Annotated in this window: 18 protein-coding genes; 7 read left to right on the plus strand and 11 right to left on the minus strand. The window is 70.6% G+C overall.

Going from position 1 to position 21590, the window contains the following annotated elements; all coding sequences use genetic code 11:
• Positions 1-168 precede the first annotated feature (168 nt).
• Complete coding sequence (locus DEIMA_RS09860) at positions 169-4695, plus strand: glutamate synthase-related protein (protein ID WP_013557109.1); 4527 nt, start codon at positions 169-171, stop codon at positions 4693-4695.
• Positions 4696-4749: 54 nt separating this feature from the next.
• Here the strand turns inward: DEIMA_RS09860 and DEIMA_RS09865 are convergent, their stop codons facing one another.
• Complete coding sequence (locus DEIMA_RS09865) at positions 4750-5700, minus strand: oxidoreductase (RefSeq protein WP_013557110.1); 951 nt, start codon at positions 5698-5700, stop codon at positions 4750-4752.
• Positions 5701-5825: 125 nt separating this feature from the next.
• Between DEIMA_RS09865 and DEIMA_RS09870 the strand changes: the two genes are divergently transcribed.
• The 4 genes from DEIMA_RS09870 to DEIMA_RS09885 all read left to right on the plus strand — a co-directional run bounded on the left by DEIMA_RS09870 (position 5826) and on the right by DEIMA_RS09885 (position 8902).
• A complete protein-coding gene (locus DEIMA_RS09870; protein ID WP_013557111.1) occupies positions 5826-6212 on the plus strand; it encodes an ACT domain-containing protein in 387 nt (128 codons plus the stop codon).
• 58 nt (positions 6213-6270) lie between these two features.
• Entirely contained in the window at positions 6271-6744 is a 474-nt protein-coding gene (locus DEIMA_RS09875; protein ID WP_013557112.1) for a hypothetical protein, read from the plus strand.
• 80 nt (positions 6745-6824) lie between these two features.
• Positions 6825-7910, plus strand: a complete 1086-nt coding sequence (locus tag DEIMA_RS09880; protein ID WP_013557113.1) for a prephenate dehydrogenase — start codon at positions 6825-6827, stop codon at positions 7908-7910.
• 149 nt (positions 7911-8059) lie between these two features.
• Positions 8060-8902 carry an alpha/beta fold hydrolase gene (locus tag DEIMA_RS09885; protein WP_013557114.1) on the plus strand — a complete coding sequence of 281 codons (843 nt, stop codon included), beginning with the start codon at positions 8060-8062 and terminating at the stop codon, positions 8900-8902.
• A gap of 63 nt (positions 8903-8965) precedes the next feature.
• Here the strand turns inward: DEIMA_RS09885 and DEIMA_RS09890 are convergent, their stop codons facing one another.
• The 10 genes from DEIMA_RS09890 to DEIMA_RS18260 all read right to left on the minus strand — a co-directional run bounded on the left by DEIMA_RS09890 (position 8966) and on the right by DEIMA_RS18260 (position 20293).
• Positions 8966-9448, minus strand: a complete 483-nt coding sequence (locus tag DEIMA_RS09890) for a GreA/GreB family elongation factor (protein ID WP_013557115.1) — start codon at positions 9446-9448, stop codon at positions 8966-8968.
• 137 nt (positions 9449-9585) lie between these two features.
• Positions 9586-10605, minus strand: a complete 1020-nt coding sequence (locus DEIMA_RS09895) for an NAD(P)/FAD-dependent oxidoreductase (RefSeq protein ID WP_013557116.1) — start codon at positions 10603-10605, stop codon at positions 9586-9588.
• A gap of 5 nt (positions 10606-10610) precedes the next feature.
• Entirely contained in the window at positions 10611-11297 is a 687-nt protein-coding gene (locus DEIMA_RS09900) for an HAD family hydrolase (protein WP_013557117.1), read from the minus strand.
• Positions 11298-11399: 102 nt separating this feature from the next.
• On the minus strand, positions 11400-12761 hold the full coding sequence (locus DEIMA_RS09905; RefSeq protein ID WP_013557118.1) for a PQQ-dependent sugar dehydrogenase: 1362 nt from the start codon (positions 12759-12761) through the stop codon (positions 11400-11402).
• A gap of 161 nt (positions 12762-12922) precedes the next feature.
• Positions 12923-13606: an SDR family oxidoreductase gene (locus DEIMA_RS09910; protein ID WP_013557119.1), complete on the minus strand. Its 684-nt coding sequence runs from the start codon at positions 13604-13606 to the stop codon at positions 12923-12925.
• Positions 13603-13977: an inorganic diphosphatase gene (locus tag DEIMA_RS09915; protein WP_013557120.1), complete on the minus strand. Its 375-nt coding sequence runs from the start codon at positions 13975-13977 to the stop codon at positions 13603-13605. Before DEIMA_RS09915 ends, DEIMA_RS09910 begins: the two co-directional genes overlap by 4 nt.
• Positions 13974-14825 carry a VOC family protein gene (locus tag DEIMA_RS09920; protein ID WP_013557121.1) on the minus strand — a complete coding sequence of 284 codons (852 nt, stop codon included), beginning with the start codon at positions 14823-14825 and terminating at the stop codon, positions 13974-13976. Before DEIMA_RS09920 ends, DEIMA_RS09915 begins: the two co-directional genes overlap by 4 nt.
• A gap of 190 nt (positions 14826-15015) precedes the next feature.
• Positions 15016-16386 carry an NCS2 family permease gene (locus DEIMA_RS09925; RefSeq protein ID WP_013557122.1) on the minus strand — a complete coding sequence of 457 codons (1371 nt, stop codon included), beginning with the start codon at positions 16384-16386 and terminating at the stop codon, positions 15016-15018.
• Between the two features lie 167 nt (positions 16387-16553).
• On the minus strand, positions 16554-20141 hold the full coding sequence (locus DEIMA_RS09930; RefSeq protein WP_013557123.1) for an ExeM/NucH family extracellular endonuclease: 3588 nt from the start codon (positions 20139-20141) through the stop codon (positions 16554-16556).
• A gap of 11 nt (positions 20142-20152) precedes the next feature.
• A complete protein-coding gene (locus tag DEIMA_RS18260) occupies positions 20153-20293 on the minus strand; it encodes a hypothetical protein (RefSeq protein ID WP_218915635.1) in 141 nt (46 codons plus the stop codon).
• A gap of 144 nt (positions 20294-20437) precedes the next feature.
• On the opposite strand from DEIMA_RS18260, the gene DEIMA_RS09935 reads away from it, so the two are divergent.
• Both DEIMA_RS09935 and DEIMA_RS09940 read left to right on the plus strand, forming a co-directional pair.
• Positions 20438-20686 carry a PqqD family protein gene (locus DEIMA_RS09935; RefSeq protein ID WP_013557125.1) on the plus strand — a complete coding sequence of 83 codons (249 nt, stop codon included), beginning with the start codon at positions 20438-20440 and terminating at the stop codon, positions 20684-20686.
• Entirely contained in the window at positions 20683-21531 is an 849-nt protein-coding gene (locus DEIMA_RS09940; RefSeq protein ID WP_013557126.1) for a phosphoenolpyruvate carboxykinase (ATP), read from the plus strand. Before DEIMA_RS09935 ends, DEIMA_RS09940 begins: the two co-directional genes overlap by 4 nt.
• Positions 21532-21590: the final 59 nt, after the last annotated feature.

Consider the following 21590-nt stretch of genomic DNA (forward strand, 5'->3'; position numbering starts at 1 on the left):
GTCACCTGGCAAGGGGCATCTGGACAGGTGCCTCCAAACCACCCCGAAGTTGGTCTATAACGGAATGAATAAATTCCCAATGGTGTACGCATGACGCCAAGTGCCTCAGCCGCACCCGAAGGAACGCATTCCGGCACACGCCGGCACGCTCACGCCAGGAGGCCGACCATGACCCGCGCAGCCCACACCCCCGACCACCCGGACCAACAACCCACGCGCGCCCCTGAGAGCCTGTACCGCCAGGCCGAACGCGCCCGCCTGGAGCCCCGCTTCCCCGGCAACTTCGACGAGATCGGCCATGACGCCTGCGGCATCATCGCCAAAATCCGCAAAACCGGAGAAGCCACACACGGCAACGTCACGCGCGCGCTGGAGGAACTCGCGCACATGGCGCACCGCAGCGGCGAAGTCCGCGGCGAGGGCGACGGCGCCGGCATCCAAACCGACATTCCCCGCCTGATCTGGAAGCGCTACCTCGACGAGGCTGGCCTCGACGCGAGCGTCGTGGACACCGCCGACTTCTGGGTCGGGCACTTCTTCGTCCCGCAGGGCCACAACCCCCGCGAACTGCTCGACGCCCTGCGCGTCCACGCCGGCCGCTACGGCCTGCAGGTCCTGCTCGAAAAGCAGGGGAACGTGTACTCCCGCGCGCTCGGCCCCGTCGCGCGCCTCACCGAGCCGCAGTTCGTGCAGGTCGCCGGCCTCGTCACCGGCGACAGCAACCACGAACGCAACGGCAAACTGTTCACGCTCGGCCTCGACCTCGAAGCGAAACTGCCCGTGCACGTCGTGAGCCTCAGCACCGCCAGCGTCGTGTACAAGGTGCGCGGCAGCGCCGAACTGCTGCCCCGCTACTATCCGGAACTCAGCCTGCCGGACTTCATGAGCGTGTGCACCATCGGCCACAACCGCTACAGCACCAACACGCTCAGCACCTTCGAGCAGGTGCAGCCGTTCACGCTCCTCGCGCACAACGGCGAGATCAACACCATCGACCGCCTCCGCAAGGAAGGCACGCAGCTGGGCCTGCCGCTCACCGGCGGCAGCGACAGCCAGGACCTCAACCGCGTGCTGAGCGGCTACATCTTCGACCGCGGCATGAGCCTGCTCGAAGCCATCGAGAGCGTGTTCCCGCCGGTCATCAGCGAACTGCGGCACTTCAGCAGCAGCCTCCAGAACGCCTACATCGGCCTGCGCGTCGGCGGCGGCCCGCTCGCGCAAGGCCCCGCGGCCATCATCAGCCGTCAGGGCAACGAGTGCGTGTTCAGCGTGGACGCCATGGGCCTGCGCCCCCTGTGGTTCGGCGAGACCGAGAAGGAGTACTTCTGGAGCAGCGAGCGCGGCGTCATCCCGCTCGGCACCATGGTCCGCGACCCGCAACCGTTCGCGCCCGGCGAGAAGATGGTCGCGTGCCTCAGCGGCGGCACCGTCAAACTCCACTACAACCAGAACGTCCAGAACCTGATCCTGGAGCGCGTACACGGCAAGGGCTACAACTTCGACGACGCGCACGTGCGCATCGAGGGGCCGCACTACGCCGCGCCGACCAACGACGCGGCGCCCGCCTTCACGAAAGCTGCGCGCGCCGCGTTCGGCTGGGACCGCTGGGACGAGGACTACGTCAAGGCCCTCGCCGACAAGGGCGCCGAGCCCATCGCGTCCCTCGGGTTCGACGGCCCCATGGCGGCCCTGCGGCCCGAGAAGCCGAACCTCGCGGAATTCTTCAAGGAGACTGTCGCGGTCGTGACGAACCCCGCCATCGACCGCGAACGCGAAACCGAGCACTTCAGCACCCGCGTGCTCCTGGGCCGCCGCCCCCTGCCGGGCAGCAGCGACGGGCACAGCGTGGACCTGCTCACGCCCGTGCTCGCCACCACGGAAGCCGTCGCCGGGAAGTACGGCACGCTCACCGTGCAGGGCTTGCAGGCCGCCTTCCACGTGGCGACGCTCACCCCGAACCTCCGCGCGGACGAGCCGCTGAGCGTGGCCCTCACCCGCCTGAAACGCGCCGCTGCCGACGCCGTCCGCGCGGGCGCCGAGGTGCTGCTGCTCGACGACACCGCCCTGTACGCGAACGGCGAGGCGGCCCTTGACATCCTGCTCGCCGTCGGCGCGCTCGACCGGTACCTCACGGCGGAACGCGACGAGGACGGCGTGAGCCTGCGCCGCCTCACCAGCGTCGCCGTGCGCAGCGCCCAGATCCGCAACCTGCACGACGTCATGGTCCTGATCGGCCTGGGCGCGGACGCCGCCGAACCCAGCGCCATGTACGCCCTGTACTCCGGCGAGAGCGCCGAGGCGAACCTCGTGGGCGGCCTCACCAAAGGCATCGAGAAGGTCATGAGCACCATGGGCATTCATGAGCTGCGCGGCTACGGCCAGAACTTCAGCGCGCTCGGCCTCGCCAGCGACCTCCTCACGGAACTCGGCGTGCGCGGCTTCTGGGGCGGCGAGGCCGGCTACACCCTCACCGGCCTCGAAGGCACCCTGAAAAAACGCCTGGAGAAGTACGGCGCGAACAGCGAGGTCATGGACCGCGACCAGCGCTTCAACCCGCGCGTGTTCAAGGCCGCGTTCTCGCTCGCGAACGGCGAGATCAGCGCCGAGGACTACCAGCAGCGCATTCGCGCGCTCGAGCTGGAAATGCCGCTCAGCGCCCGCCAGCTGCTCGAATTCAAAACGCCGGACGGCGCGGAGCACGTCGACCCCGACGGCGTGGACCTCGCCATCGGCGGCCACAGCCTCCCCTTCGTGATCAGCGCCATGAGCTTCGGCTCGCAGGGCGAAACGGCGTTCCGCAGCTACGTGGAAGCCGCCAAGCGCCTGAACATCGTCGCCATGAACGGTGAGGGCGGCGAGATCCCCAGCATGATCGGCCAGTACAACCACTGGCGCGGCCAGCAGGTCGCGTCCGGCCGCTTCGGCGTGAGCAGCGTCATGCTGAACAGCGCGCACGTCATCGAAATCAAGGTCGGTCAGGGCGCCAAGCCCGGCGAGGGCGGTCACCTGCCCGGCAAGAAGGTCAGCGTGAAGGTCGCCGCCGCGCGGCACGCCGTGCAGGGCACCGACCTGATCTCCCCCAGCAACAACCACGACGTGTACAGCATCGAGGACCTCGCGCAGCTCATCGAGGAACTCAAGACGGTGGCACCGCAGGCGAAAATCAGCGTGAAGGTTCCGGTCGTGCCCGGCATCGGCACCATCGCGCTCGGCGTCGCGAAGGCGGGCGCGCACATCATCACGCTGTCCGGCTTCGAGGGCGGTACAGGCGCGGCGCGCAGCCACGCGCTGAAGTACGCGGGCATGCCCGTGGAGTTCGGCGTGAAACGCGCGCACAAGGCACTCGTGAGCGCCGGCATCCGCGACAAGATCGAGTTGTGGGCGGACGGCGGCCTCAAGACCGCGCTGGACGTCGCGCGCGTCGTCGCGCTCGGCGCGAACCGCGTGGGCTTCGGGACGCTCAGCATGGTCGCCATCGGCTGCACCATCTGCCGCGGCTGTCAGCTGGACACCTGTCACGTCGGCATCACCACGCAGGTCGAAACCGAGGAGGAAGCCAAAGCGCACGGCTTCAAGCGCTTCGTGCCGCGCGTCCTGCCCACCGAGGTGGACCGCCTCGCAGCGTTCTACGGCGGTCTCGCGGAGGAACTGCGCCGCATCGTCGCGCGCCTCGGCCTGCACAGCCTGCAGGACCTCACGGGCCGCAGCGACCTGCTCGTCGCGCAGGGCGCCGCGCTCGACTTCACGGAACTGCTCACGCCCGCCGAGGACGTGCCCGCGTGGAGCAGCCTGGGCCGCCGCGTCATCCACAAGCCGCTGAACTACATGACCCGCATGGTGAGCGAGTGGGTGAACGACGCCATCGAGGACGAGGGCGAGGACGAGATCGTGTACCGCGACGGGCCCGTCGCGAGCGCCGAACGCGCGCTCGGCACGCACCTGGTCGGCACCCTCACGCGCCGCAAACCCAACGCAAGCCGCGTGAAACTGCACTTCGAGGCGGGCAGCATCCCCGGGAACGGCCTGGGCGCGTTCAACAACGCGCCCGTGGAAATCCAGGTGGACGGCGGCGCGCAGGACGGCGTCGGCAAGAGCAGCCTCGGTGGGCGCATCGTGATCCTGAAGGGCCGCAACCACCAGGGTGAACGCGTGGACGGCAGCGTCGGCAAGAGCTTCGCGTACGGCGCCATCGGCGGGCGCTTCCTGATTCAGGGGAACGCCGACAGCCGCTTCTGCGTGCGCCTCAGCGGCGCGGACGTGGTGCTCGGCGGCGAGCTGCGCACGCCCGTGGACGACACGCTCGGCGGCCTCGCCACCCGCGCGAACGCCAAAGGGTACGCGTTCGAGTACATGACCGCGGGGCGCGCCGTGGTGGTGGGCGACCCCGGCCCGTGGATCTGCAGCGGCATGAGCGGCGGCGTCGTGTACCTCCGTCACGAGCCGGAGCACGGGCTGGACGACGCCGCGCTAAACCGCCGCCTCGCGCGCGGCAGCAACGTCGTCATCCTGCCGCTGAACGCCACGGGCGTCGCGGACCTCCGCGAGCTGCTCGGCGACTACCACCAGACGCTCGTGAAGAGCGAGCAGCACGGCGCGGCGCGCCGCATCGCGGAACTGCTGGTGGACCCCGCCGCGCATTTCCGGATGGTGCTGCCGGCCGCGCAGAGCGTGGATCAGAGCGTCGCCACCGAGTGAGCTTCCACGCAGAAGGCGCCCACCGGGTGGGCGCCTTCTGCAGTCGTGGCGGGGTTACGCGCCCAGCAGGCGTTCCGACAGCGCCCATAGTTCCGCCGCGCGGGCCGCGTCCAGCGCGTACGGCTGCACGCCCTCGTACGGCTGGGCCGGGTCGAACGGGCGCGCCTCGTGGATGTCCTCCAGGTACAGGCCGCCCACGCCGTCCAATTCCGGCCCGACCGCCGCCCAGATGCTGGTCGCGGCGCCCTGCTCGGGCGTCTTGAAGCGTGGGTTGCTGCGGCCCTCGTCGTCCATCCAGCCCATCGCGCGCTGTTCCTCCTCGGGAATGAACTTCTGCAAGCCCGTGAGGATGCCGCCCGGGTGCACGGCGTTCGCGGTGACGCCGTCGTGCGCGTGCCGGGCGGTGACGCCCACGGCGAACAGCGCGTTCGCGGTTTTCGAGCGGGCGTACGCGATCCACTTGTCGTACGGCTGACGCTCGAAATTCGGGTCAGTGAGGTCCACGTCGCTCATGCGGTGCGCGAGGCTGGACAGCGCCACCACCCGCGCGGGCGCGGCGGCGCGCAACGCCGGGAGCAGGCCCGTGAACAGCGCGTGGTGCCCGAGGTGGTTGGTGCCGAACTGCAGTTCGAAGCCGTCCTGGGTGCGGCTCGGCGGGGTCGCCATCACGCCCGCGTTGTTGATCAGGACGTGCAGGCGATCCTCGTGCGTTCGGAACGTCTGCGCGGCCGCCCGAACGGAGGCCAGGGACGTGAGGTCGAGGGGGAGGACGCGCGCGTCGGCGTTGCCGGTGGCGCTGCGGAGCGCGTCGGCGGTCGCTTCGCCGCGTTCGGGGTCGCGGACGGCGAGGTACACGCGCGCGCCGGCGCTCAGCAGGGCGCGCGCCGTTTCCACGCCAAGGCCGGAGGTGGCGCCGGTCACGAGGGCCACGCGGCCGGACAGGTCCTGACCGGCGATCACGTCGAGGGCGGTGGCGCGAGGGTCGAACGTCGAATCGATGGGCATAGGGTCCTCCGGAGCGCGCCGCTGGACTGCCCCTGTGGGGCGGGCGCGCCGAATGCCTGGACTGTAGGCCTTTGAGCGCGCTCGAAGTCAAGCGGAGGGGTGGGCGCGCACGCTACGCTGCACGCATGCCTCTGACCCTCAGCGTCCTTCCTGGTGTCTTCGCTGTCGCGCAGCTCTCCCCGGACGCGCCCCCGCCCGTCTGGGCCATGCAGGGCGACGTGTGGCACGTGACCCGCACCGACGACGAACTCTCGGTGGTCACCGCCGAAGCGCACGTGCCCGACGGCGTGCGCCACGAGGGCGGCTGGGCCGCGCTGAAACTGCACGGGCCGTTCGCGTTCCACCTGACGGGCGTGCTCGCCAGCATCCTGAACCCGCTCGCCGCCGCGGACATCGGCATTTTCGCGCTGAGCACCTTCAATACGGACTACGTGCTCGTGAAGGCCGAGCGGTTGAACGACGCGCTCGGCGCGCTCCGTGCCGCCGGGCACACCCTGCGGGCGCCGCATTGAGCCTCGCCGGCCAGGCCGCGCGGAGGGTGAGCGCCGCTCCGCCGTCCGGGTGGGCGTGATGCGACTGACGCTGAGCACCACCCTGAACGCGCCCGTCGGCCGCGTGTGGGCGCACGTCCAGCAACCTGCCCTCCTGCGGTTCGTGGCGGCGCCGCTGCAGACGTTCGAACCGCTCCGGCCAGCCACCTGGCCGGCCCGGTGGGCGGCCGGCGAGTACGTCGTGCACGTGCGCGTGCTCGGCGTCCGGCTGTCGGGAACGCACTGCATCTCGGTGTCGTTCCCGGACCCGGACACGATGCGCGGGCGCGAGCGGTTTGAGCTGCACGATCACGGTCACGGCCGGCTCGCGCGCACGTGGAATCACGACATCATCGTGCAGGCGCTGCCGGACGGTCGCACGCGGTACACCGACCGGGTGGAGGTCCGGGCGGGCCTTTTCACGCCGTTCGTCTGGGCGTACGCGCAGGTCTTCTACCGCCACCGGCAGCGGCGCTGGCGGCAGCTGGTGCGTCAGGCGTTCCGTGGCCTCTGACGCGCCGCACGTGACAGCCCCGCCGGCCGGTCTGGACGGGTGTTCCAGCCGGGTTCGCGCTGCGTGGTAGGTTGCGCGTCATGAAGCCTGCCCCGCTGTTTGAGACGGCTGTGATTGCGGGCGTCGGCCTGATCGGGGGGAGCGTCGCGCATGGGCTGCGCGGGCGGTTCCTGGCCCGCCGAGTGATCGGGTACGACGCCAACTCGGATGCGCTGCGCACCGCCGAGGCGCTCGGCGCGATTGATGAAGCGCGCGCGACGCCCGGCCCGTGGCTGAACGGCGCGGACCTCGTGGTGCTGGCCGCGCCCGTGAAGGCCCTCCCGAAGCTCGCGGCGGACCTCGCGCCGCACCTGAACCCCAAAGCACTCGTGACGGACGTGGGCAGCGTGAAGGGCCCGGTGGCCGACGCGCTCGCGCAACTGGGTGTGCGGAATTTCGTGCCGGGGCACCCGATGGCCGGCAGTGAGCGCGGGGGGGTGGAGCACGCGTCGGCGGCGCTGCTGGAAAACGCCATCTGGGTGCTGACGCCCACGGACGACACGCCGCTCCCGGCGCTGTCGCGGGCGCGGACGCTGGTGGAGCACCTGGGGGCCGCGCCGGTGGTGATGCCGCCGGACGCGCACGATCATCTGGTGGCGACGATCAGCCACCTGCCGTACCTGGCGTCGCTGGCGCTGACGCACATGGTGGCGCGGGATGAGCGGCTGTCGCTGCTCGCGGCGGGCGGGTTCCGAGACCTGACGCGCGTGGCGAGCGGCGATCCGCGCATGAGCCGCGACATGGTCGTGGAAAACAAGGAGGCGCTGCGGGCGGCGCTCGTGCGGTTCCGGCGGGAGCTGGAGCGCCTGGAAGCGGACCTGGACGCGCCGGAGGAGTTGCTGGCGGCGGCGCATGAGGGGAAGCGCACGCGGGACAGCCTGCCGGTCGTGAAGCGCAGCCTGCTGCCGCCGAAGTTCGATCTGGTGGTGGCCGTGCCGGACCGGCCGAATCAGATCGGCGCAGTCACGCAGGCGCTGGGCGCGGCAGGCGTGAACATCAAGGACATTGAGGTGCTGGCGATCCGCGAGGAGGGCGGCGCGATTCGCCTGGGGCTGGAGAGCGTGGAGGACGTGGCGAGCGCGCGGACGTTGCTGGAGGGCCTGGGGTTCGAGACGCGCGGGCGGTAAAGGGACGGGTGTGGCCCGGGAGCGTGGGTGCCGGAACAGCCGTTCGTTTGATGTTGAACGCGAAGGTCTGGTCAAGCTCCTCTCATCGTGCCTCTCCCCCACCGCCCATACGCTGAGCACGCCAGGGCACCACCCTACAGGAGGCACGCATGTCATACGTCACGGTCGGGCAGGAAAACGGGCAGAACATCGACCTCTACTTCGAGGACCACGGCAGTGGCCAACCCGTCGTGCTGATCCACGGCTTCCCCCTCAACGGCCACTCCTGGGAGCGCCAGGAAGCCGCGCTCCTCGACGCCGGCCACCGCGTCATCACGTATGACCGTCGCGGCTTCGGCGCCAGCAGCAAACCCAGCAGCGGCTACGACTACGACACCTTCACCGCCGACCTCCACGCGCTCCTCACGCACCTCGACGTGGAGGGCGCCACCCTCGTCGGCTTCTCGATGGGCACCGGCGAAGTCACCCGCTACATCGCCCAGCACGGCACCGAACGCGTCCGTAAAGCCGTCCTAATGGGCCCCATTCCACCCTACCTCCTCAAGACCGACGACAACCCCGAAGGCGTGGACGGAAGCGTCTTCGAGGGCATCAAGGCCGCCATCCGCCAGGACCGCGCCGCGTACCTCACGGAATTCCTCCAGAACTTCTACAACGCCGACGCCCTGCTCGGCACGCGCGTCAGCGAGGAGGTGCTGCGCATGAGCTGGAACGTCGCGGCGCGCGCTTCCGCCCGGGCGACCCTCGCGTGCGTGGACACGTGGCTCACGGACTTCCGCGCGGACGTGGACGCCTTCGCGCGCACCCACGTCCCCACACTCATCATTCACGGCGACGCCGACCGCATCCTGCCGTTCGACGCCACCGCCGCGCGCCTCCCCGCCCTGATTCCCGGCAGTGAACTCGTCGTCCTGAAGGACGGCCCGCACAACATCCTCTGGACGTTCGCCGAGGAAGTGAACGCCGCGCTCCTGAGCTTCCTCAGGAAATAACCGCGGCGCTGGCCTGCCCTTCCCGAGCTTGAGCGCCCGTAACCGGGCGCTCAAGCGCCGCGCTCAGCGGTGCTCGACGTTCTGGACGGTGTAGTCCTTCTGGCGGTCGCCGAGGTCCACCGTGAAGGTGTCGCCGCGCTGTCGGCCCAGCAGGGCCTTCCCGACGGGGCTGTCGTCACTCACGTGCGTGATGCCCTCGTCGAGCAGCGTCGTCTCCACGGCGCTGACCAGCTGGACGCGCACGTCGCGGTTCTGCGTGTTGTCGTGCAGGTCCACGACGGAGCCGATGCGGACGTGACCGTCCGCGTCATCCACGGTGTCCACGATTTCCGCGCGGACGAGCGCGTCCTCCAGTTCCATGATGCGGGCGTCCATGCCCGCGAAGTCATGCTGCGCGGCCTGCAAGGAGCGGTCCTCCAGGTCGATGGCGTCGTCGAGGACGGCGGCCATGCTGGCGGTCGCTTCGTCGCGGCGCTGGCGTTCGTGTTCGAGGGCGCGCTCGAGGCGTTCGTAGCCTTCGCGGGTCATCTGGATTTTCTGGGTCATGGTCAGGCCTTTCTGGAGCGGGAGTCTGGTGTAGCCGTCAATGTAGGGGGCCGTTCCTGAAGGGCGATGATGCGAAGCTCAAGAGGAGGAGGGGAGTTGCCCCGAGGCAGCCCCGCGTCCGCAGGGCTGCCGGGGCTTCAGGCGTCGGGCTCGCCGGTGGTGGATTCGTGCTGCCGCTCGACGGTGTCCTCCTGCTCGGGCACGCGCGCGCCCTTGTGGAAGCGTGCGCCCTCGCGCAGTCGGGCGTCGTGGATCAGGCGGGTGTTCACGGCGACGGCGACGGTCATGCCACTCGCGGCGGCGCTCATGACGTACTGCGGCGCGCCCGTCATGTCCCCGACGGCGTACACGCCGGGCACGCTGGTCTCGCCGGTCACGTCGTCCGTGAGGACGCGACCCTTGTCGTTCAGGTCACACCCGAGCCGTGCGGGCAGCGCGGACGCCTGCTCCTGCTTCGGGCTGAGCAGCAACGCCGTGATCGCAAACGCGCCGTCATCGGTGTACGCGCACGCGAGGTTCTCCCCGTCGCCCTCCAGGCGGCGCAGGGGCGCCTCCACGACGTTCAGGCCGAGGCGTTCGAAGTCGAGCCGCTGCTCGTCCGTGAACTGCGAGGGGCCGTCCGTGAAGATCGTCACCTCCCGCGTCCACGACGTGAGCGACAGCGCGAGGTGGTGCGTGGCGTCGTCCGTGCCGAGCACGCCCACGGCCTGCCCGCGCAGCTCCCACCCGTCGCAGTACGGGCAGTGGTAGACGCTCCTGCCCCAGCGTTCCCGCAAGCCCGGAATGTCCGGGAGGAGGTCACGGACGCCCGTGGCGAACAGCACCTTCGTGGCGAGGACGTCCTGGCCGTCCTCGAGGAACACGCGAAACGCGTCCCCTTCCGGTTGCACGTCCGCGACCTGCACTTCGAGGTGCGTGACGGGGTACGGCTGGAGTTGCGCGAGCGCTTCGCGTTTCAGGTCGAGGGGCGCGGCGCCGTCGCGGGTGAACACGCCGTGCGCGGCGCGTGTGGGGGCGTTGCGGGGCGGGCCGCCGTCGAGGAGGAGCGTGTCTCGGCGGGCGCGGCCCAGGACGAGCGCGGCGTTCAGGCCCGAGGGGCCGGCGCCGATGACGGCCACATCGCAGGGCGGAAGGGCGTCGGGCAGGGGAAGCGACATGCCTTTCAGGTTCCGGGATGCAGGGGGCGCCGTGCGGGGGGACCGAGCACAATATGGGTGACGTCCCGTAAATCTCTTAAGACGTACTCCGGGTGCACCCCCGGCGGGAGGGCATGACTGGTGGGCAGGTGCGCCGCGTGCAGCCCGATCGCCTGAGGGCCGGCAATGTCGTTCCTGGGGCTGTCCCCGACGAACAGCGCCTGCGCGGGCGTGACCCCCAGGGCGTTCAGGGCAAGATGGTAGATGCGCGCCGCGGGTTTGCTGACACCGACCTCCTCGCTGATCACGACCGCATCGACGCGGCGCGTCAGGTCCAGGCGGTCCAGGCAGGTGCGTTGCGCGTCGCTCCACCCGTTCGTGACGACGCCCACACGGACGCCGTGCGCGCGCAGGTCATCCACCACCGCGTGCGCGTGCGGCATGCACGCGGGCCGCGCGAGCGAGTGGGTGCAGTAGTCGGCGTACAGGGCGTCCGGATCGTGCAGCAGCGCGAACTCGCGGACGAGTTGCGGGAACACCTCGCGTTTCGAGCGGTACCCGAAATCGTCGAGGGTCAGGAAGCGCGCGCCGTACGCGGCGGGGGCGGGGTAACGCTTCACGTGCCCCTGCAGGTAGGCGCGCACCGTGGCGTCGCGGTCGTGGAGGGTGCCGTCCAGGTCGAACAGGACAGCGCGGTAGGCGGAAGGGAGCACCCTTCATGCAAGCATATGGGCGGCCCGAAGTCAGGCGCCAGCGGGCGCCGTCCGCCGCGCGGCGCCCTGAGGCCCTCGCGTCGGACGTTCGGCGCGGCAGGGCTACTGCGGGAGTTGCAGGTGGTACACCGTGCCGCTCAGGTCGTCACTGAGGTACAGCCCGCCGTCCGGGGCGACCGCGGCGTCCACGGGGCGGCCCCAGCGGACCTTGTTGACGGCGTCCGTCACGAAACCCGTCACGAGGTCGCGGGCCGGCCCGAGGCCGCCTGCAGTGTTCGGGAACAGCACGAACGCGTGCCCGCTGAAGCTGGTGCGGTTCCAGGAGCCGTGCTGCCCGACGACGGCAGCACCCTGGAACGGCGCGGGGACGCTCGCGCCCGTCCAGAACGTCAGGCCGAGTGGCGCGGCGTGCGCGGTCATGCCGACGGTCACTCGATCGGCGCTGCTGCAGTCGAGTCGGCTGCCGTCGGCGTTCGTCTGCACGTCGCGTTCGAGCGGCATGTTCAGCCACCCGCCGTCCGGGTTCGGGTTGCAGAACGGCCAGCCGTAGTTGCCGCCGTCGCGCACGCGGATGAGCTCCTCGGGCGGGTAATTGTCGACGAAGCCCTGCAGGACCTTGCCGTAGTCGTCACTGCCGTCCCCGTCGATGTCCGCGTGGCGGGGGAAGGCGACGTTGTCGCGGTTGTTCACGGCCACCCACAGGTCCCGCGTGCCCGGCTGGATGGCGAGGCCCTCGGCGTTGCGGAGGCCCTGCGCGACCAGGCGTCCGGCCGGGCCGTCCTGGGCGGGCGTGTCGGCGTTGTAAGCGTACACGGCGCCGCGTTTGGGGGTGCCGGCAAGGTCCGCCGGGTCGGCGTTCGTGGCGGACGCGATGGCCACGTACAGCGTGTCGCCGTCCAGGGCAATGTTCTTCAGTTCGTGGCCGTACGCACCCTTGAGTTCGGGCGTGCTGGCGTCCGGGAGGTTCGCGACGATCACCTGCGCGGCGCTGGCATTGGGAATGCCGTTCACGAGCGGGTAGCGGGCGACGCGGTGCGTTTCACTGACGTACAGGTACGTTGTGCCGCCGCGCGTGGCGAGCACGAGATCATGCGGTTTGCGCAGGTTCGTGAGCAGTGGCGTGGGCGCGCCGCCCCCGGCGGGGATGCGGGCAACCTGTCCGGCGCCCGGCTGGGACACGAGGACGTCCCCGTTCGGGAGGACCAGCAGGAAGCGCGCGCCGGGCACGCGGGCGAGCACGCGGACGCGGCTGCCGCTGGGGACGTTGAGGGTGCGGGGCACGTTGAACGGGGCGCTGCGCAGCCCTTCGGGAACGGTGACGGTGGTGGGCGCGAGCGTGAAGTCCGTGGGGGGCGGTGTGCCGCCGGTGGGTGGGCCGTTGCCGTCGCTCGGAGTGGTGCCGGGGGTGGTGCAGGCGGTGAGGAGCGCGGCTGTGAGTGGAGCCGTCAACCAGCGTCGGTGCATACGTGAGCCTCCCTTGACGATGCGTCGAGTTCACTGTGCGGACGGCGCGGCCGGTTCGGATGAAGTGGCCGTTCAGGGGCGTTTAGCTCTGCAGTGCGCCCCTCCTGAGCAGGCCGGTGGGGCGCGCCGACGTGGCGCGCCCCACCTTGAGACACTCGCAATCAGCGCACGCCGGGGCGGACGGTCACGTCCGTGAGGTCCGCGTCGCGCGGCGCGTGCAGCACGAACCGGACGGTCGCGGCGACGCTGCGCGCATCGATGTACGCGTCCTGCTGGTACTCGCCGCCCTCCTGCGTGCGCACCTTGCGCTGCATGTCGGTGTCCGTGCGGCCCGGGTAGACGGTGGTGACGCGCACGCCGTGCGCCGCTTCCTCTTCGCGCAGGACGTCCGCGAGGGCGCGCAGTGCGAACTTGCTGGCAGCGTAGCTGCCCCAGCCGGCGTTCGCGCGCAGGCCCGCGCCGCTGTTGATGAATACGGCGTGGCCGCGCGCGGCGCGCAGTTGCGGGAGGAGCGCGCGGGTGAGCGCGGCAGGCGCAACGACGTTCACGGCGAGGGTGCGCGTCCACACGTCCGCGTCCTGCTCCGCGACGCGGCCCAGGTCGACGACGCCGGCGTTGTGGATGACGTTCGTGATCACGCCGAGGTCTTGGAGGGCGTCCGCGAACGTTTCGGGGTGGTGCAGGTCGAGCGTGAGGGTGTGGGCGTTCGGGAGGGCTTCGGCGAGGGCGCGGAGCTTGTCGGCGTCGCGACCGGCGAGGATCAGCTGGTGGTCGTGGAGGGCGTCCGCGAGGGCGCGGCCGATGCCGCCGGTCGCGCCGGTGATGAGGGTGGTGGGGGTGCTCACGCGCCCAGCGTACCGGGAATCAGTCGGCTCCCGGCGAAGTGCCGCTCCTGGAAGTGCACGGCGGCGCGCAGCTGCTCGGCCGTGCACGCCGCGCCTGTGGGCACGACGATGAGTTTGTCCTCGTGGTCGCCGGGGCGGATGACGATGGCCGCGACGGTGCCTTCGGCCTCGCGGAGGGGCACGTCCCAGCCGACGAGGTACGCGTCGATGGGGTGCCCGTCGCCGCTGGTCGTGCCGGGCAGCTCGCCGTAATTCACGGGGTACGTGAGGTCCGGGTGGCGCGGGTGGACGCTCCCGAGCGGCCGGTCGACGATGACGCGGACACGCTGCCCGAGGTAGGGCGTCAAGTCGGGTTTGCGGGGGGCGGTCATGGCCGGGCGGGCGCGGGGTGGAACACGAACACGTGCCCGTCCGGGTCGCGCGCCGCGAGCGCCCCGCCGGGCAGGGTGACGTGCGGGAGCCCTTCGGCCTGCACGCGCCGGGTCACGTCAGGCACGTCCGCGTAGAAGCTGACGGTGGCGTGGTCCCCGCCGGGCATGTCCGCGAGGCCGATTTGCGGGTCCCACGCGTACAGCCAGCGGCGGGGCGTGCCGTTCCCGTCCTCCTCGGCGCTCGGCCCGAGGGTGAACTGCGCGAAGTCGCGGCCGTCCTGCTCCTTCGCGAACGCGAAGCCGTACGCGCGGGGCAGGCGAGTCTTCATGGCGGCGTAGTCCTCGAAGGCGAGGGCGACCTCGCGCAGGCCCAGGATCGGCAGTGCCCAGGTGGGGCGCGGCACGGGCCGCACGGGCAGGAATGGGCGGCGCTCGTCGTCGGGGTTCACGCCGCGCAGCTCCAAGCCGTGGCCGCAGGGGTCGAGGAAGTACAGGCCGACGTCCGGGTGGTCGTCGGTGCCGAGGTTGATGGCCTGCCACGGCACGCCGTGCGCGTCGAGGGTGGCTTTGCAGGCGTCGAGGTCGTCCTGGTGAACCTGCCAGGCGTAATGGAGGTGCGACGCGCCGCGTGCCCGCAGGGGCGCGAGCGTGTCGTCCGGGTGGGTGCGGGTGGTGGGGCGCCACAGTGTGAGGGTCTGGTGGTCGTTCACGCGCAGGGTGGCGACGCCGCGTTCGTCGTCAAGGGTTTCCAGCGTCAGGCCGAACAGTTGCGCGTAGTACCGCGCGGCGCGTGGGAGGTGGTTGACGTCCAGCGTCACGCCCGCAAGGTCGAGGATCGGCGAGGTCATGCGCGCACCGTACCGCACGCGCGCGCGCCGTGCCTTCCCGGGCCGTTAAGGGCTTGCGAACGAAACGCACAGGCGCGCGCGTCCGTCCGGGAGGCACCCCGCACCGGCTCTTTTGCGGGGCGCCTCCCCGCCCAGGTCCACGCGCATGAGGAGGGGCGGGCCGGACGGCCCGCCCCTCCTGCAGTGCGGGTTACTCCGCCAGCCAGATGTAGCGTGCGAGCAGCAGCGCGGCGACGATGTACAGCGCGGGGTGAACGTCGCGGGCGCGGCCGCTGAGGGCCTTGATGGCGACGTAGCTGATGACGCCGAAGCTGACGCCGTTCGCGATGCTGTACGTGAGCGGCATGGCGATGACCGCGAGGAACGCGGGGATGCCGTCGCTCGCGTCGTCCCAGTGGACGTGGCGCAGGCCGTCGAACATCAGCGCGCCCACGAGGATCAGCGCGGGGGCGGTCGCGGCGGCGGGGATGGCGCCCGCGAGCGGCCAGAGGAACATGGCGAGCAGGAACAGCACGCCGACGGTCACGGCGGTGAGGCCGGTACGTCCGCCTTCCTCGATGCCGCTGGCGCTTTCGATGTACGCGGTGGTGGTGCTGGTGCCCATGAGGGCGCCGAACATGGCGGCGAGGCCGTCCATGGCGAAGGCGCGGCGCGCGCGCGGCAGGTCGCCGGTTTCGCTGAGGTACCCGCTTTTCTGCGCGAGGCCGGTGAGAGTGCCGGTCGCGTCGAAGAAGTCCACGAAGAAGAACGTGAAGACGACGCCGAGCACGCCGAGGCCCAGGGCGCCGCCGAGGTCGAGTTTGAACACGAGGTCGGCGGGCCACACGGGCGCGGCGATCAGGCCGTTCGTGAAGCCCGCGAACGGCGCGAACGTGCCTTCTTTCGCGCCGGGGTACACGGGCGCGCGGGTGATGATCGCGAGGACGGTGCTGGCAAGGATGCCCCACAGGATCGCGGCTTTCACGCGGCGGGCGAGCAGGACGGCAGTGATGATCAGGCCCGCGACGGCGATCAGGACGGGGGCGCTGCTGAACTTCCCGAGGCTGACGAACGTGGCGGGGTTGCTGATGACGATGCCGGCGTTCTTCAGGCCGATGAACGCGAGGAACGCGCCGATGCCGGCGGTGATGGCGAACTTCAGGCTGTTGGGGATGGCGCGCACGATGGCCTGCCGCGCGCCGATGACGCTGAGCAGGACGAATAGCAGGCCGGAGATGAACACGGCGCCGAGGGCGGTCTGCCAGGGGATCTTCTGGCCGAGGACGACGCTGAAGGCGAAGAAGGCGTTCAGGCCCATGCCGGGTGCCTGCGCGAACGGGTACTTCGCGACGAGGCCCATCATCAGGCTGCCGAACGCGGCGGCGATGGCGGTGACCATCAGCAGCTGCACGAAGGCGTTGTCGACGGGAATGGCGAGGCTGAGCGTCTGCGGGTTGACGAACAGGATGTAGCTCATCGTCAGGAACGTCGTGAGGCCGGCGCGCAGTTCGCGGCGGACGGTCGAGCCGTGTTCCGAGATGCCGAAGTAGCGGTCGAGGCCGCTCCGCGGGGTGGTAGTCATAGGTCCTCTTTCTCCCATCTCACGTGGTGGGATCAGCTGTTGCTCACGCCTCACGCGGCGTGAACGTTCCGACTGTAGCAGGAGAAACCTCAGGTGGGGTCAGGGGGCGGGCTGGAACGCACGGAGGCGCCCGATCATGCCGGGCGCCTCCGTGGTTGCGGGTGGGTTCAGGGGCAGAGGTTCGCGTCGGTGCTGCTGTTGCGGGGCGTGGGCGCCGCGACGCTGAAGTCAGTGCTGTTCTGGTTGGTGTCCGTGCAGCCGGCGTTCTTGCGTTGCGCGCCGGTGCTGTTGCTGAGGGCGCTGACGCCGGCGGTGCCTTCGAATTCGTTGGCGCTGCCGTACCCGACGAAGTCGAGGACGCTCGCGTCACTCTTGCCGCTGATGGCGGCGGTGCTGCTGGCGAGAGCGACCTTGCCGTTCGTGCCGCCGAGCGCGAGGGCGCCGGTGGCGTCCGGGGTGGGGAGGTCCACGGTGCCGCCGGTGCCGGCGGCGAGCTGCACGAGCACGTAACGGCCGGGCTGGACGGTCAGCGCGGGCAGCGCGAAGACGTTCGCGGTGCCGAACGCGCCGGTGGGGCCGGCGTATTGCAGGCTCAGGCCCTGCGTGCTGATGGGGCCGCTGCCGGCGTTGAACAGCTCGATGAAGTCGTTTTTGTACTGCGCGCCGTTGTTGCCGCCGCCGCCGTACACCTGGCTGATGACGAGGCGGCCCACACCGGCCTGCGCGGCGCTCACGGTGACGTTCACGGTTTTGCTGTCGCTGACGCCGGTGCCAGTGGCGGTGAGCGTGATGGGGTACGTGCCGGCGGGTACGGCGCTGTCGGCACTCACGTTGACGCTGAGCGCGGTGGTGCCGTTGCCGGCGGTGGCGGGCGTGACGGTGGCGCTCAGGCCGCTCTGGGCGGTGGCGGCGGTGACGGTGACGCTGCCGAGGTTGTACGCGGCACTCAGCGTGGCGCTCAGGGTGGTGCCGCTGCCGATGGTGACGGCGGCGGTGGCGGGCGCGGTGAGGGTCACGGTGGCGTCGCCGACGGTGACGTTTTGCGTGGCGGTCTGCGTTTCGGTGCCGCGCGTGGCGGTCACGGTGATGGTGCGCGCGCCGGCGCTGGCGTACGCGTGGCTGGCGCTGGTGGCGTTCGCCGCGACGGGTTCGGTGGTGCCGTCACCCCAGTCGACGCTGAGGGCGGTGGGGGTGCCGGTCGAGCTGATGGTGAGGGTGTACGGCTGGCCGGTGGTGGCGGTGCCCGCGCCGGTGGCGTTCACGCCGAGGGCATTGGTGGGCGTGAGGTTCAGGCCGACGAGGACGGGATCGTGGTCGCTCGCGCGGAACGGGCCGGGGCCGTAGAGGTCCAGGCCGGTGCAGCTGGCGGAGGTGCAGCCGGGGACGTTCTTGAATTCGACGTTGTAGTCGGCGACAGTGGGTTCATCGCTGTTGATGTGCCACTCGGTGATGCCCGTGACCTGCCCCGCGAGGGTGTTGGTGGCGAGGGCGTGATCGAGATACCCGAACAGGCTGCCGAACTGGTAGCTGTAGCGGTCCTCGGCGGGAATGCGCTTGTTGAGGCTCTCGAAGCCGCCCGCGACGATGGTGTTGATGGGGTCCTCGTTGCCGTACGCGTTGAAGTCGCCCATGAGCAGGACGTCCTGGTCGCCGGTGGCGGTCTTGAGGGTGTCCACGAAGTTCAGCAGCGCCTGCGCCTGCTGGACGCGCAGGGTGTTCCAGCAGCCCTGGCCGTTGTCGATGTCGCCGCTGGTGGGGCAGCTGCCTTTGCTCTTGAGGTGATTGGCGACGACGGTGAACACGCCGCCGTGGTTGTCCTTGAAGGTCTGAGCGAGCGGCGGGCGGGAGTACACGTTGTTGTTGTCGATGCGGTACGCGCCGACGGGCGTGACGTTCGCGGGCTTGTAGATCATGGCGACGTGGATGGCGTCGGTGCCGATAGTGCCCGTGTGGATGTAGTCGTACGTGCCGGCGCCGACGGCGGCGTTGAGGGCGTCGGTGAGGTTGGCGAGGGCCTTGTCGCCGTTGTTCTGCACCTCCATCAGGGTGACGACGTCGGCGTTGAGGCCCTTGAGGGCAGCGACGACTTTGGCCTGCTGGCGCAGGAATTCACCGCAGTTGTTCGCGCCGCGGGCGTTCGCGTCGACGCCGTCGGTCGTGCAGCCGGTGTTGCTGTTGACGAGTGCCGTGAAGTAGTTGAGGACGTTCGCGCCGGCCACGCGGACGGTGGCGTTCTGGCCGACGTCGTTGGGGCTGTCCTGGCGGGGGTTCGCGTCGGTGAACGCGACGAGGCCGGTGGGTTCGAGCATGTAGCCGCCGCTGTTCTGCGCCCAGATGCCGGCGAGGTCGGCGGTGGTGCTGCCGGTGCGGCGGGTGTTCTGGTCGCTGAGGTACGCGAGCGTGCCGGGGTTCTGGCTGCTGACGCCGTCGTCGAGGATGATCTTGCGGCGGGTGTTGAGGTCGGCGGTGCTGGCGTCGTTGCCGTTGGTGGGGTTGTACAGGCGGCCGCCGCTGCTGAGGCCAAGCTGGCCGTAGCGGCCGTAGCCGTAGTTGTCGGTGACGGTCAAGGTGCCGGGGAAGCGCAGGCGCATGCCTTCGTAGCGTTCCCAGGTGCCGGTGGTGGCGACGGGGAGGGTCACGTCGACGGGCGCGGGGAGCGGCTGGTTGGTGGCCATGACGTCGAGGCGCGTGACCGTGCCGAGTTGCGTGCCGCCGCCGAATTCGGCGAGGGTGCCGCTCACGCGCACGAGGTCGCCGACGTTCACGTCGGTGCAGGTGGACGTGCCGCCGCAGTACACGAACAGGCCTTCGCTGGTGGTGGGGTCGGCGTCCGCGTCGGCGTCGGGCGCCTGAATGTAGAAGCCGTTGAGTTTCCCGGCGCCGCTGTAGTTGCCGGTGACGACGCCCTGCACCGTGACGGCCTGGCCGTTCAGGGGGGTGGCGGCGTCGCCGTTGGGCGTGGCGCCCTGCGCGGCGTGAATGGCGGTGAGGGTGATGGGCTGCGGTTCGTCCGCGGCCGTGACGACGACGCTGAACGCGAAGGGGTCGCCGGCGGGCGTCTGGGCCATGTCGAGGCTGACGGCGAAGGTGACGACGCTGCTCGCGCCGGGCGCGAGGAAGGTGCTGGCGCGCCAGCCGGCGGGGGCGACGAAGTTCGCGCTGAGGCCGGCGGGGGCGTCGGGCGTGAGGGCGCTGGTGTCGAGGCCGGTGAGGTACGGCGTGGCGCTGGCGTCGTTGCTGACGCTGTTGGTGTTGGGGTCGTAGGTTTGCGCGCGGGTGGGCGTAAGGGCCGTGGCGCGGGCGCTGGCGTCGCTGCCGTCGTAGTAGCGGACGTCCTTGAAGGCGGTGGCGCCGACGGTGGGGGTGGTGGCGTTGTTGCTGGCGTCGCCGTCGGTGTCGTCGGTGTTGAGGGGCACGAACGTCAGGTTCTCGATGGCGCGGCCGGTGTTGTTCGTGACGCGGTACGTGGCGCGCACGTAGCGTTTGCCGGTGCTTTCGACCGTGAAGGTGTCGACGCTGAGCTTGCTGAAGTTCAGGGCGCCGCTGACGTTGCCGAGGGTCTGGCCGCGCAGGCTGGCGGTCGGCAGGGCGGTGACGCGCGTATCAGCATTCTTGCTGAAGGCGTTCAGGAAGCTGACTTCGTACACGCCGGCGCTGGCGGGTTGCGCGGGAGCGGGCTGGGGGCGTTGGGTGGTGGGCTGGCTGCACGCGGCGAGGGCGAGCAGGGCCATGAGGGGCAGCGCTTTTCGGGTCATGGGGGGTCCTGTCAGGTGTCCTGGGGGGTCTGGGGGTTGCTGAGGCCGTAGAAGATGCGGCTGCCGGGTCCAATGGGGACCGAGATGGCCAGCGTGACGTTCGTCCAGGCGCCGAGCGGCTTGATGGTGGGTTTCTGGTAGGGCGGGCGCATAGCGGAAGGCGCCCGAGAGGTCGTCTCGCGGGGGGTAAAAGTCATGGTTTTCTCCGGACCTGAGTTTAATGTGATTTTTGTCAAAATTATATATGCCTACTGGTCTGACCATCAGACGTTGGCCAGGGACGCTATGCTGCGCCCATGTGGACGCCCACCCCCGACGCCCTGGCCACCGACCTCGACGACGAACTGGTCCTCCTACACGCCAACACCGGCGACATGGTCAGCCTCAACGGCACCGCCCGCGCCATCTGGAACGCCCTGCCCGCCACCACCCACACCATCACGCAACTCCTGCAGGACCTCGGCGCCCCCACCCACGACGCCCAAGCTGACGCGCAGACCACGCTCGACGACCTGCATCGCCGGCACTTCGTCACGCACGCGTGAACCACTTCCGCAGCCTGCACACCACCGTCACTGTGCACGGCCCGGACCGCCCCGCCCTGCGCGCCGAATGGGCCCGGGCCACCACCCCCGCCCCCGCCCGGCACACCCTCCACGTGCGCCCTCCCCTGCCCCGCGCGGCGCACGGCGCTGCACGCACCATCACCACCGCCCAGGGCCCCCTCCCCCTGATCGCCGACGGCGCCCACTGGGCACTTGCTGGCTCCACCCTCGCCTTCCAGGTGGACGCGCACACCAGCACGCTGCACCTCCCCGACCACCCCAGCGCGCAGGAAACCCTCGCCGCGCACCTCGCCTTCACTGAGGCGCACCGCGCCAGCGGCCTCCTGCCCCTGCACGCCGCCATCCTCACGCGCGGCGCGCACACCGTCGCCCTCACCGGCGAGAGCGGCGCCGGGAAAAGCACCGCCGCGCTCCGCCTGCTCACCTCCGGCTGGCAGCTCATCGCCGAAGACGCCGCGTGGCTCGACCCCGCCACCCGGCAGACCTACGGCTGGGATGACGGCCTGCGCCTGCACGACACCAGCCTCCAGCGGTTTGCCCCCCACGTGAACCCCGCCGCCCTCCCCCGCGACGCGCACGGCAAGGTCATCCTGCCCGTGACCACGACCGCCGGTCCGCCCCTGCGGACGCTCATGGTGCTCGGCGCGCCCGCCCACCTGAGCGCCGCCGAACGCGTGCAGGCGCTGTGGGGCGCCACCGGCGTGCCCCTCACCACCGCCGCGCGCGCCGCCGTGACCGCCGCACTCCCGGGGGTCCTGCGCCACCTGCAGATCCGCGGCGCCACCCGCGAGGACGTCGTCCACCCGGACTTTCCCCACCACTGACCCGCTCAGCCCGCGCCGGCCGGACCGCCGACTGAACGGACGCGCTACGCCTCCCGGCC

The organism is Deinococcus maricopensis DSM 21211 (assembly GCF_000186385.1).
In the GTDB taxonomy this organism is placed as follows: domain Bacteria; phylum Deinococcota; class Deinococci; order Deinococcales; family Deinococcaceae; genus Deinococcus_B; species Deinococcus_B maricopensis.